The organism is Streptococcus mitis, assembly GCF_000722705.1.
GTDB lineage: Bacteria > Bacillota > Bacilli > Lactobacillales > Streptococcaceae > Streptococcus > Streptococcus mitis_P.
In genome coordinates this window covers 132,801-144,956 of record NZ_JPFW01000008.1, presented here as the reverse complement: position 1 = coordinate 144,956, position 12,156 = coordinate 132,801, and the positions used below count along the sequence as shown (strand labels likewise).

14 protein-coding genes, 1 tRNA gene and 2 pseudogenes are annotated in these 12,156 nt (G+C 37.7%); 12 read left to right on the top strand and 5 right to left on the bottom strand.

From position 1 onward, the window contains the following. Positions 1-85 precede the first annotated feature (85 nt). The 3 genes and pseudogenes from SK642_RS05870 to SK642_RS05860 all read right to left on the bottom strand — a co-directional run bounded on the left by SK642_RS05870 (position 86) and on the right by SK642_RS05860 (position 2,374). A pseudogene (locus tag SK642_RS05870) lies at positions 86-672 on the bottom strand (recombinase family protein). 428 nt (positions 673-1,100) lie between these two features. Further along, positions 1,101-1,343 carry a type B 50S ribosomal protein L31 gene (locus tag SK642_RS05865; protein ID WP_000710764.1) on the bottom strand — a complete coding sequence of 81 codons (243 nt, stop codon included), beginning with the start codon at positions 1,341-1,343 and terminating at the stop codon, positions 1,101-1,103. A gap of 95 nt (positions 1,344-1,438) precedes the next feature. Then, a complete protein-coding gene (locus tag SK642_RS05860) occupies positions 1,439-2,374 on the bottom strand; it encodes a DHH family phosphoesterase (RefSeq protein ID WP_033683812.1) in 936 nt (311 codons plus the stop codon). A 103-nt stretch (positions 2,375-2,477) separates the two neighbouring features. Here SK642_RS05860 and SK642_RS05855 point away from each other — a divergent pair, with 103 nt between their 5' ends. The 9 genes and pseudogenes from SK642_RS05855 to SK642_RS05810 all read left to right on the top strand — a co-directional run bounded on the left by SK642_RS05855 (position 2,478) and on the right by SK642_RS05810 (position 7,124). Then, positions 2,478-2,921, top strand: a complete 444-nt coding sequence (locus SK642_RS05855) for a flavodoxin (RefSeq protein ID WP_001162125.1) — start codon at positions 2,478-2,480, stop codon at positions 2,919-2,921. Positions 2,922-3,035: 114 nt separating this feature from the next. Continuing rightward, on the top strand, positions 3,036-3,302 hold the full coding sequence (locus SK642_RS05850; protein ID WP_033683811.1) for a chorismate mutase: 267 nt from the start codon (positions 3,036-3,038) through the stop codon (positions 3,300-3,302). Continuing rightward, positions 3,299-3,673, top strand: a complete 375-nt coding sequence (gene crcB / locus SK642_RS05845) for a fluoride efflux transporter CrcB (RefSeq protein WP_033683810.1) — start codon at positions 3,299-3,301, stop codon at positions 3,671-3,673. The genes SK642_RS05850 and crcB (SK642_RS05845) overlap by 4 nt, the downstream gene beginning before the upstream one ends. Beyond that, positions 3,667-3,996 (top strand): fluoride efflux transporter CrcB, encoded by a 330-nt coding sequence (gene crcB / locus SK642_RS05840; RefSeq protein WP_033683809.1) that lies wholly within the window; start codon positions 3,667-3,669, stop codon positions 3,994-3,996. The genes crcB (SK642_RS05845) and crcB (SK642_RS05840) overlap by 7 nt, the downstream gene beginning before the upstream one ends. 118 nt (positions 3,997-4,114) lie before the next feature. After that, a complete protein-coding gene (gene rplS / locus SK642_RS05835; protein WP_001068669.1) occupies positions 4,115-4,462 on the top strand; it encodes a 50S ribosomal protein L19 in 348 nt (115 codons plus the stop codon). 42 nt (positions 4,463-4,504) lie between these two features. Then, positions 4,505-4,576, top strand: a tRNA-Arg gene (locus tag SK642_RS05830). 680 nt (positions 4,577-5,256) lie between these two features. Continuing rightward, a pseudogene (locus SK642_RS05820) lies at positions 5,257-6,111 on the top strand (helix-turn-helix domain-containing protein). A 222-nt stretch (positions 6,112-6,333) separates the two neighbouring features. Beyond that, positions 6,334-6,891: a CYTH domain-containing protein gene (locus SK642_RS05815; RefSeq protein WP_033683808.1), complete on the top strand. Its 558-nt coding sequence runs from the start codon at positions 6,334-6,336 to the stop codon at positions 6,889-6,891. Continuing rightward, positions 6,888-7,124: a hypothetical protein gene (locus tag SK642_RS05810; protein WP_033683806.1), complete on the top strand. Its 237-nt coding sequence runs from the start codon at positions 6,888-6,890 to the stop codon at positions 7,122-7,124. The genes SK642_RS05815 and SK642_RS05810 overlap by 4 nt, the downstream gene beginning before the upstream one ends. Before the next feature lie 271 nt (positions 7,125-7,395). Here the strand turns inward: SK642_RS05810 and yidA are convergent, their stop codons facing one another. Next, entirely contained in the window at positions 7,396-8,202 is an 807-nt protein-coding gene (gene yidA, locus SK642_RS05805; RefSeq protein WP_033683804.1) for a sugar-phosphatase, read from the bottom strand. Between the two features lie 12 nt (positions 8,203-8,214). After that, entirely contained in the window at positions 8,215-9,519 is a 1,305-nt protein-coding gene (locus tag SK642_RS05800) for an HD domain-containing protein (RefSeq protein WP_033683803.1), read from the bottom strand. Positions 9,520-9,590: 71 nt separating this feature from the next. Between SK642_RS05800 and SK642_RS05795 the strand changes: the two genes are divergently transcribed. From SK642_RS05795 to ffh, 3 genes are all read left to right on the top strand, one after another. Beyond that, complete coding sequence (locus tag SK642_RS05795; protein ID WP_033683802.1) at positions 9,591-9,968, top strand: DUF1934 domain-containing protein; 378 nt, start codon at positions 9,591-9,593, stop codon at positions 9,966-9,968. A 90-nt stretch (positions 9,969-10,058) separates the two neighbouring features. After that, positions 10,059-10,391: a putative DNA-binding protein gene (locus tag SK642_RS05790; protein WP_000402066.1), complete on the top strand. Its 333-nt coding sequence runs from the start codon at positions 10,059-10,061 to the stop codon at positions 10,389-10,391. An 11-nt stretch (positions 10,392-10,402) separates the two neighbouring features. Next, positions 10,403-11,974, top strand: coding sequence for a signal recognition particle protein (ffh, locus tag SK642_RS05785; protein ID WP_033683801.1), 1,572 nt, complete (start codon positions 10,403-10,405; stop codon positions 11,972-11,974). Positions 11,975-12,156 lie beyond the last annotated feature (182 nt).

The window sequence follows — 12,156 nt, the reverse complement described above, 5'->3', positions numbered from 1 at the left end:
GATTTTAGAACATTTTTTCTAACGAAAACGATTCTAAAATAGAATGTATTTCTTGTCCAAAAAATCCTAGGTTTTTTGACATAAACTATGAATTTTTTATCCAATTATGAAAGGTGCTTTTTGATACTCCTAAGATGTCTGCACCTTCTCGTAAGGTTATTTCTTTTTTGGTATATTGAGCTATTACATCAGGGAGATTATCCGGGGCAAGCAATTTTGGTCTACCGAATTTTTTCCCTTTTTCTTTGCTTCTCGTATTCCTTCCATTTGTCTTTGTTTGATTTGTTCTCTTTCAAACTGTGCTACATAAGATAGAACTTGCAAAACGATATCGGATATTAGTTTTCCTGTGATATTGTCATCACTATTCTTTGTGTTTAATAAGGGGAAATCTAAAACAGTTATATTTACTTTCTTTTTCTTAGTAATTGATTGCCATTGTTCTAAAATTTCATCATAGTTTCTTCCCAATCTATCAATTGATTTAATAACTAATTCATCATTCTCCTTCAAGGTAGTTAATAATTTTTGATATTCTATTCTGTCAAAATCCTTTCCTGAAACATAATCAATAAAAATATTTTCTTTTGCTAATTTATTTTCTACCAAGGCTGAAAATTGTCTATCGATATTTTGTTCTCTGGTAGATACTCGAACATAACCGTAACGCATAAGGCTACCACCTATCTTTTTATCTCTATTTTAGACGAAAAGAAAACTACCGCCCATAATGAGTGGTAGTTTGGTGTACTCTTTGCTACTGTATTTTTTTGCCAAGATTTTGTCTTGGATGCGTGAATAGTAGTGTTGGATAAAAAATCTTAAGGACTTAAAATCCTTTTAAACCAACCTTTTTGATGTTTACAAAAATTAAAAACAGTATGTTCAATTTTTGCATGTTCATCATGGTGATTTACAGTTTCCTTTTATCTTATTTTCTTTCCTATTTTATCAATTTTGGGGTTAAAAGTCTATTGTTAGTATAAATCCCCTAACATTAAATTACCGAAGAGATTTTCGAAGAGTATGAGTTTGGAACATGAAAACAGCAGTTGATTTGAAGGAAGAAAAAAGAACAGCCGAAACTGTTCTTTTTATCATTATTTGAGACCGTATTTTTTGTTGAAACGATCCACGCGTCCATCTGCTTGAGTGAACTTTTGACGTCCAGTGTAGAATGGATGTGAGTCTGATGAAATTTCCACACGGATCAATGGGTAAGTTTCGCCTTCGAACTCAACTGTTTCGTTAGAGCGTTTTGTTGAACCGCTAAGGAATTGGTAACCAGTAGTTGTGTCCATGAAGACAACTGGGCGATATTCTGGATGGATATCTTTTTTCATTTTGCAATATTTCCTTTCTGCCATGGTCTCTTTGCGAGCCATAGATTGTTACCATACTAGTCTATCAGATTCTGAAAAGTTTGGCAAGTATTTTATCAGTTTTTAAGCAAGTTTTTTAACTTTTGGTAGATGATTTCGTTTTCTTCTAGGCTATAGGAATTGGCACCACTTGCTAGAGGGTGGCCTCCGCCATCATGTTCCTTGGCAATTTCATTGATAGGATGGATTTTACTGCGTAAGCGAACGCGGTAGTGGCCATCAGCCTGTTCCACAAAAATTCCCCAGAGACTCACACTGTCAATACGCCCAGGTGCACCGACAATAGCTGCAGTTTCAGCATCGGTAACATTGAATTGTTTCAAGATTTCTTGACTCAGGATAACGCGAGCTGCACCATTTTCATCCACTTCCAGATGGTCGTAGATGTAGCCTTGAAGTTTCGCAATTTTGTAGCTCATAGTGTCCATTCTGCGAGTGAGAGCCGAAAAATCAAAGTTCTGTTCTCTCAGATAGGCAGCCAGGCGGAGGGTGCGTGCAGTGGTAGAAGGGTAGAGGAAACGACCTGTATCACCAACAATTCCTGCAAAAAGTAGCTCAGCAGCTCGATCTGACAAGGCCAGATGAGTTGTTTCAGCAAATAGGGTAATCATCTCGCTAGCGCTACTTGAACTAGTGTCTACCCAAGATAGATCACCATATACATCATCATTTGGATGGTGGTCAATCTTAATGAGAAAATCACCTTGACTATAGCGCTTATCATCGATACGAGCAGTATTTGCCGTATCACAGACGATGACAAGTGCTCCCTGATAGGTACTATCTTCAACAGAATCCATTTCAGCCATCCAAGTAAGAGTTGGTTCATCAAAACCAACAGCTTTAATGGTTTTTTCTGGGAAATGATGTTCCAGTAAGGCTTTCAATCCCACCTGACTTCCCAAGGCATCAGGGTCTGGTTTCATATGGCGGTGAATGATAATCGTGTCGTATTCTTTGATTTTTTCTAAAATTTGATGGCAAATGTCCATAAATAACCTCAATTCTTTCTCATTTCATTGTAGCACAAGAATTTTTATTTTTAAAATGAAAAAGATGTGATATAATGGAGAAAGATAAATTGAGGAGGACGATATGGCATTAGCAAAAATTGTATTTGCCAGTATGACCGGTAATACCGAAGAAATTGCAGATATTGTAGCAGATAAATTACGTGACTTGGGCTTGGATGTCGATGTTGATGAATGTACAACTGTTGACGCTTCAGACTTCTTGGAAGCAGACATCGCTATCGTTGCGACCTATACTTATGGTGATGGAGAATTGCCAGATGAGATGATGGACTTCTACGAAGACTTAGCAGACCTCAACTTGAATGGCAAAATCTACGGAGTGGTTGGTTCAGGAGATACCTTCTACGATGAATTCTGTAAGGCTGTCGATGACTTTGACCGCGTTTTTGTAGCGACAGGAGCAGAAAAAGGTTCAGAGTGTGTTAAAGTTGATCTTTCTGCTGAGGAAGAAGACATTGAACGCTTGGAACAATTCGCAGAAGAATTGGCTGCTAAAGTAGGATAAGCATAAACGTGCGCTGATGTAATCAATCAGTGCATTTTTTTATTGTGAGTTGGGATTTTACTAGCCTATTTGGTGGCTTTTTGATACAATAATTCAAATAAAGGAGGAGACTGTATGGATTTAGATATTATTCGTCAAGAAATTGATCAAATCGACGACCAAATTGTCAAACTGTTAGAAGAACGAATGCATTTGGTTGAGGGTGTAGTTGCCTATAAGAAAGCTTCAGGTAAACCGATTTTAGATACCAAGAGAGAAGAAGTTATTTTTGAAAAGGTTAGAAGTCGTGTAGAGGACAAGCGCTATCAAGAAACTATTGTCGCGACTTTTGCTGACATACTCAAACGTTCGCGTGATTATCAGGATAAGAATATCAAATGAAAAAAGAACAATTTTATCCGATAGGAATTTTTCTAGCTGCCATGGTGGGCGGACTTGTCCGCTATCTAGTTTCCACTTGGTTACCAGCCAGTCCAGATTTTCCTTGGGGCACTCTCTTTGTCAACTATCTGGGCATTTTCTGCTTGGTTTATTTGGTAAAAGGCTACCTGGTCTATAAGGGGACTAGTAAGGGCTTGGTTTTAGCACTGGGGACGGGTTTTTGCGGAGGTTTAACAACCTTTTCTAGTCTCATGCTTGATGCTGTAAAACTGTTTGATACAGGGCGTTATCTTAGTTTGGTCCTGTATTTGCTTTTGAGTATCGGTGGAGGTCTGCTCTTGGCTTACTATTTGGGGAGGAAGAAATGGTAATCATCTATCTTGCAATTGCTTGTGGGCTTGGAGCCTTAGTACGGTATTTCTTTTCCCGCTATAATCAAGCTTCTAAATTGCCAGTTGGAACGCTCATAGCCAATCTGTTGGGTTGTTTTTTGATTGGATTATTCTACAATTATGTGGAGTCTAAGGAAGTCTATGCTATTCTGGCGACAGGATTTTGTGGAGGTTTGACAACTTTTTCGACCTTGAATGACGAACTCCAAAGGTTGCTGAGCGATAGGAAGGTATGTTATTCTTATCTGGCTTTGACCTACCTAGGTGGTTTGGTTGCGATTTTTTTAGGAATTCTGTTATAAATTTCTTTACTTTTTTGTGAAAATTTGGTAAACTGTATCTTGTGTGTAATGGACGCACAAAAATACAGTTTATCCGCTGAGGAAGATTCCTCAAGATTGACAAAGATAGGAGAATAAAATGAATCCATTAATCCAAAGCTTGACTGAAGGTCAACTTCGTACAGATATCCCATCATTCCGTCCTGGTGACACTGTTCGTGTACACGCGAAAGTTGTCGAAGGTAACCGTGAACGTATCCAGATTTTTGAAGGTGTTGTTATCGCACGTAAAGGTGCTGGCATCTCAGAAAACTACACAGTTCGTAAAATCTCTAATGGTGTAGGTGTTGAGCGTATCTTCCCAATCCACACTCCACGTGTTGAAAAAATCGAAGTTGTTCGTTACGGTAAAGTACGTCGTGCGAAATTGTACTACTTGCGTGCTCTTCAAGGTAAAGCAGCTCGTATCAAAGAAATCCGTCGTTAATTCGACTAAAAAACTCTGCTTCTTCAGCAGAGTTTTTATCTAGCTCCCTTAGTTCAATGGATATAACAACTCCCTCCTAAGGAGTAGTTGCAGGTTCGATTCCTGCAGGGGGCATTTTTAGAAATGTAAAGAAAGACAAAGAAAATTCAAAATGTTTATTTGAAGGCAATTATCACAAGTTCATTTTTAAAAATAATTTAGTATTTTTTGTCTTTTTTGACCAAATTTTGAGCAAAAGTTATATTTTGATCAATGAGCACAGATAAAGCGGATCAGCAAAGTAACTTTGACATCTATTCGTTAAAAAATAAGGACTTCCTTTGTTAGAATGTCCTTATTTTTATTATGGAATTGGACAAATGAGGTAAGGTTCAGATTTATGAATTCAGAAAGCAAGTACAAAGCTTTAAACAGCTTTCGAAAAGATTTGGTGTGGATTTTTTGGGCTAAGGTTTGTTACAAGATGAATTGATTGTTATGAACTAGAGAGCGTAAAAAATGAGGAAAATCGTTATTATTCCCCTGAATTTGATATGTTGTAAAAGACTATTTCTGGTCTGTTAAATCTATCAATAGCAAAATCTAAACGTGATAGTTTAACATCTAGTACATTTAACGTTAATAGTTTTATCAATCGTTTGAGTAAGAAAATTTCAAAAGAAGAAGGGATAGGTTTTCAAAAATAACATACCTAGCCATTATTTATCTATAATTTGTATCTTTTGGTTTATTAATTTGTATTTAAAATTTAATCATGTTACAATTGAAATCGAATAGAAAAGGAAAATGCAAACGTGGGCACACTATTAGCAACAAGATTAAAAAATAGACGAAAAGAATTAAAAATGTCTCAGCGAGAATTGGCTGAGGGGATATGTAAACAGGGACAGATTAGTCGATTAGAGAATGGAGAATTTACTCCAGGAGCCGACTTTTTATATGCTTTGTCGAAGAAGTTAAAAGTTAGTATAGATTATTTTTTAATGAGCAGATTGTAGAAGAGATTGATGAGTTATCAGAGTTTAAAAACTTAGCCCAGACATTTATCACAAATCGAAATTATGAGTCTTTGAAATATATATATGAATTAGAGAGTGTAAAGGTACATCGCTTGTCTCTAGTAAATAAATTTTATATGGAGTGGATAAAATCTCTTATAGATTTTTATTTCTATGGGCAAAAAGAGGAGGCTGTGGCAAGATTGGAGAAGGTACTGTCTCAGTTAAATGTAACTGACCTGATCTACCTTCAAGTTTCAAATACTCTATTTAATTTTTATTATGATATTGAAGATTTAGAGAGTTTTAATGAAATTCGAGAAAAGTTAGAGTATCAAGTAAATCAACTCAAGTTAAACACAATCGAAGAATTAAACCTTTCTATTAAATTTAATTATAATGTTTGTCGCTATCTATGGTTGCAGAATAATACTGAAGAGGCTATTACTAAAATCACAGATACGATAAAGCAATGTAAGACGTATAGAACAACATATCTTGTATGTATTGATGGGAAATGTCAGTAAGAATTTTTCTTCTAAAGTTGCAGTAAAAGAGTACTTTGAAACGACTTATTTCCTGTATAAGCTTGAGGGCAATATGTCAATGGCTCTTAAAATCGAGCATTATATTGCAGATCTAACAGAATAGTAAAGACGATGTTCAATTAAGCATCGTTTTTTTAATCCAAAAAGATACAAATATGTATTTAATAAAAAACATTATTAAAATTCTTGACATTATTATATTGAAGTGCTAAAATGAGTGCAAAAAATATTAGGCTTTTTGTCCATAAAACATCTACAGAAACTTACTATAGACTGAGTGAATGTAAAGAGACTTCAGCCTTTGAAGAATTGAGAGGTAAAATTAATGAATGAATTAGAAGTTAGATTTGAACTCAACGATGAGAGAGATTATAATAATGCTATTTCATATTTAGAAAAATCTTATAAATTTAAGAGTGAAAATAAGCAAGTTGATGAATATTTTAAAATAAAAGGAAGAGAATTTGAAAATGATGAGGTAGGTAGCTTTATCTACAGAATTCGTCAAGAAGCTGATAATAAAGCATGTGTTTTCACAAGAAAAGATACGATAAAACAAGGAATGTGGAGTGAAAGTGAAATAGAGTTAGAATCTGAAAAATTAGAATTTGTAAGAAATATCTTGCAAGATGGATTTTCAAATATTTTCACAATAAGTAAACATAGAAAGACTTATCATGATGAATTAGAAAATAAAACGATTAATCTAGATAAGATTGATGGTCTTGGGTTTTATCTTGAGATAGAGATTTTAGGAGATTTTTCAAAAGAAGATTATAGTAATTTTTATGATAAAATGTGCGGAGAGTTCTCGTTTTTAAATTCAAAAATAGAAACAAAGGGCTATGTCCAATTAATGAGAGAAAAAAATGGACGTAATTGAAATTATCAAATAGTCTTGTTGGAATTGTTTACTCAATTGCTGGATTTGGTAGTTTGATAGCAGTAACTCTTCTTTCTACTTTTTTGAATAAGAAGGATACCATTTTTGCACCTTTTGGAGGGATTTTGGCAGCTTATTTTAATTGGCTTTTAAACCCGAGATTAAGTCTAGTTATTTTGGGATTATTAAGTAGTTTATTGGTTATTCTTATAAAGAGTTATGAAAAAAGCTAACTAAGAAAAGAACTGCAATATTTATAAAGGAAGATTAGTGGATTAATTATCATTAGAAAAAATAATATTAATTCGTAGTAAAATAAAAAATGAAAAAGGTTTTACATAATGTACTACCTTTTTCAAATTTAATAATTATTTAGGGGATAGAACTAGAGACAAAAAATACTGATTCTTAAACTGCACCCCAAAAGTAAGATTTTCTGTCTAACTTTTGGGGTCAGTACAGTATCTCTAACTTCTGGAGTGCTTTTTCTATATTCAAATTATTTTACAGTACCCATGTGCGGATGGCATGGGCAACGCCGGATTCGTCATTTGTTTTAGTGATGTATTTGGCGATTTTTTTGATTTCTGGATTTCCATTTTCCATAACAACAGGGTTACCAACGACTTCCAGCATGGCACGGTCATTTTCTTCGTCACCGATTGCCATGGTTTCATCTTTGGTCAATCCTAGTTTTTCAGCTAGGTGAGTAATGGCTGAACCCTTATCTACATTCTTTTTAAGGAGTTCGAGGTAGAAAGGAGCAGATTTGTTGATAGAGTAGCGTTCATAAAATTCTGCTGGTATTTTTTCAATGGCAGCATCGAGGATTTCTGGTTCATCGATAAACATACATTTGACAATTTCTTTGTCAGCCATTTCTTCAGGAGTGCGGTAGAAGATGGGCATGCTGACGAGGGTTGATTCGTGAACTGTGTATTTTCCGATATTGCGATTGGCAGTGTAGATACCGTCCTTGGTAATGGCGTGCATGTGGACACCGAGCTTGCGACTGAGGAATTCCATATCCAGATAATCCTCATAGGTCAAGGATTCGCTGATAATCTCCTGTCCTGTAGCAGTTTCTTGGACAAGGGCACCGTTGAAGGTCACGACATAGTCACCTTCATCTCTCAACTGCAAGTCGTCTAGAAGTTTGGCAACACCTGCGATAGGGCGTCCAGTTGCAATCACGACTTTGACACCAGCTTCTTTGGCATCTTGGATGGCAGAAAAGACTTCAGGGGTGATTTCCTTTTGGCTGTTGACTAGGGTTCCGTCAATATCGACGGCGATTAGTTTAATACTCATAAAATTCCTCTTCTAGTTTTTATTTTGGGTAAAATGATCGTTCTCAATCAAGTGTAAAAATTGCTGGGTAATGCTAGCAAAGATACTGTTTTGGTCTAACATTTCTTTCGGGAAATAAAAACGATTATCTCCGTGACGACTACCAGCAAGGGATTGGACGATAGGAGACAGGCTAGAGAGTTCGGCCAGTTCTCCATTTTTTTGTAAAATCTCAATCTGTGTCCGTGGATTTTCAGATTCGGGACGATAGATATCATAAGGGAGGTCAAAGTTCTTATGAATAGCAGTATAGTAGTCGGGATCAAAGCCGATGTCCTCAACCAATTTTCTCATGCTGGCGAGTTGGTCTTGATCCTCTTGTGAAAAGGTAATGGATTTAAAGACCTTACGGTTGACAAAGCGTTGCGATAAGTCTGCTAGAATCTTGTCAGGACTGGTCATCCAGAGCTGGAAGTAAGTATTCATCACACCATCATCCAGAGCCAGATAGTCAGACAAGGTCACATTTTTTTCGAAGAAAGGTAGGAGGTGTGGGGAAGTTCGTGCAAAGAAGTCTTTGTCCTCAGGATAGAGTTCCTTGGCGCGCTTGAGAAGATTCTGTAGGAGAACTTCCATGGCCCGTGTTGCAGGGTGAAAATAAACCTGCATGTACATCTGGTAACGACTGAGGACGTAGTCTTCGATGGCGTGCATACCATTTCGCTGAAAGGCAATCCCATTTTTGATAGGACGAATGACTCGGAGGATGCGAGTCAGGTCAAATTCCCCATAAGATGCCCCAGTAAAATAGGAGTCGCGCAAGAGATAGTCCATGCGGTCTGCATCTATTTGACTGGAAATGAGTTGCACGACCTGCTTGTTAGGATAGGTGTGGTTGATGACACTGGCCACTTTTTCTGGAAAGTCTGGAGCAACTTGTAGCAGGACTTGGTGAATCTCCGTTTCAGGACTTTGGATAATCTCCTGAGTAATGGCTTCATGGTCTGTATCAAAGAGATGTTCAAAAGTATGGGAGTAGGCACCATGACCAAGGTCATGAAGGAGCGCAGCGGTCATGGTGAGGAGGGATTCGGCAGGATTCCATTCTTCTGGATATTTTTCTTCAAAAATCTCCGTGATACGTCGTGCAATCTCATAGACTCCTAGACAGTGAGAGAAGCGACTGTGTTCTCCACCGTGGAAGGTATAACTGGAAGTCCCCAGTTGCTTGATACGACGCAAACGCTGAAATTCTTTTGTATTGATCAAGTCATAGATGATTTGATTATTAACATGGATGTAGTTGTGAACTGGGTCACGGAATACTTTTTCGTTCATATGACCATTATAGCAAAAAGCTAGAGTTTTTGGTAAAATAGTAGGACAAGAGACAAGAAAGAGGACTTGATGTGAAGATTCGGATTCGAAATACGATTCAGTTTGATGAGCAGTTGGAAGTGATTGACCAGCTTTATGACGTGGAAGTGCATAAAAAAGGAGATTATAACTACCTGCTTTTCTATAATGAGGAAAAGGAAAAAGTAGTGATTAAATTCCATGGTCAAGAACTGGTGATGAGCCGTTTTTCCAATCCCAAGACCATTATGCGCTTTCTAAAAAATAGCGATAGTTTAGCCTATATTCCCACACCTATGGGCATGCAGGAGTTTATCATCAAAACGAGCCATTATCAAGTTGATGGACAAAAGATTGAACTAGATTATCAACTACAAAATCAAGAGGGACATCCCTTTGCCAGCTATCAATTGGAAATTACTTGGGGCTAGTCTCTTGTCTTTTTCAAATTTAGCTAGCTATCTTCTTGGATTAGCTTTCTAGTGTGGTAGATTAGGCTAATTTTTGGTATAATAAAAGTTATGGAAATCGAAAAAACCAATCGTATGAATGCGCTCTTTGAATTTTATGCAGCGCTGTTGACAGATAAGCAAATGAATTATATAGAGCTCTACTACGCTGATGATTACAGCCTTGCTGAGATTGCTGAAGAGTTCGGTGTCAGTCGTCAGGCTGTCTATGACAATATCAAGCGGACAGAAAAGATTCTGGAAGATTATGAGATGAAATTGCACATGTACTCGGACTACATTGTCCGCAGTCAGATTTTTGACCAGATTTTGGAGCGCTATCCCAAGGATGACTTTCTGCAGGAGCAGATAGAAATTTTAACAAGCATTGATAATAGAGAATAAGAGGAAGAAAAATGGCATTTGAAAGTTTAACAGAACGTTTACAGAACGTCTTTAAAAATCTACGTAAAAAGGGAAAAATCTCTGAAGCTGATGTTCAAGAGGCAACCAAAGAGATTCGCTTGGCCTTGCTTGAGGCCGACGTTGCCTTGCCTGTCGTGAAGGACTTTATCAAGAAAGTTCGTGAACGTGCAGTAGGCCATGAGGTCATTGATACCCTTAATCCAGCGCAACAGATTATTAAAATCGTTGATGAGGAACTGACAGCTGTTTTAGGTTCTGACACAGCGGAGATTATAAAGTCACCTAAGATTCCAACCATTATCATGATGGTCGGTTTACAGGGAGCTGGTAAAACAACTTTTGCTGGTAAATTGGCCAACAAACTCAAGAAAGAAGAAAATGCTCGTCCGTTGATGATTGCGGCGGATATCTATCGTCCAGCTGCCATTGACCAGCTTAAGACCTTGGGGCAACAGATTGATGTTCCTGTCTTTGCACTTGGAACAGAGGTTCCAGCTGTTGAGATTGTACGTCAAGGTTTGGAACAAGCCCAAGCCAATCACAACGACTATGTCTTGATTGATACGGCAGGTCGTTTGCAGATTGATGAGCTATTGATGAATGAGCTTCGTGACGTGAAAACACTGGCTCAACCAAATGAAATCTTACTCGTCGTTGATGCTATGATTGGTCAGGAAGCGGCCAATGTTGCGCGTGAGTTCAATGCTCAGTTAGAAGTCACTGGGGTCATCCTTACCAAGATTGATGGTGATACTCGTGGTGGTGCGGCTCTATCTGTTCGTCACATCACAGGAAAACCAATCAAGTTTACTGGTACAGGTGAAAAGATTACGGACATTGAAACCTTCCACCCAGACCGTATGTCTAGCCGTATCCTTGGTATGGGGGATATGCTCACTTTGATTGAGAAAGCTTCTCAAGAATACGATGAGCAAAAAGCCCTTGAAATGGCTGAGAAGATGCGTGAAAACACCTTTGATTTCAATGATTTCATCGATCAGTTGGATCAGGTGCAAAACATGGGGCCAATGGAAGACTTGCTCAAGATGATTCCAGGTATGGCCAACAATCCAGCTCTACAAAATATGAAGGTGGATGAGCGTCAGATTGCTCGTAAACGTGCCATTGTATCTTCTATGACGCCTGAAGAGCGTGAAAATCCAGATTTGTTAAATCCAAGCCGTCGCCGTCGTATCGCTGCAGGTTCTGGAAATACCTTTGTCGAAGTTAATAAATTCATCAAAGACTTTAATCAGTCCAAACAGCTTATGCAGGGAGTCATGTCTGGCGATATGAACAAGATGATGAAGCAGATGGGAATCAATCCAAACAACCTTCCTAAAAATATGCCAAATATGGGAGGAATGGATATGTCTGCCCTTGAAGGAATGATGGGACAAGGTGGTATGCCTGACTTGTCAGCTCTCGGAGGAGCAGGAATGCCAGATATGAGCCAGATGTTTGGTGGCGGACTCAAAGGTAAAATCGGTGAATTTGCCATGAAACAGTCTATGAAACGCATGGCCAACAAAATGAAAAAAGCGAAGAAGAAACGTAAGTAAGACAAAGGAAGGCCACAGGGCTTTCCTTTTTTGGAAAGAAGAAAATGAGCACTTCCGTAATTGGAAATGCTCGTTTTTTGATATGTTTAGACTCTTATACTCAATGAAAATCAAAGAGCAAACTAGGAAACTAGCCGCAGGCTGTACTTGAGTACGGCAAGGCGACGTTGACGTGGTTTGAA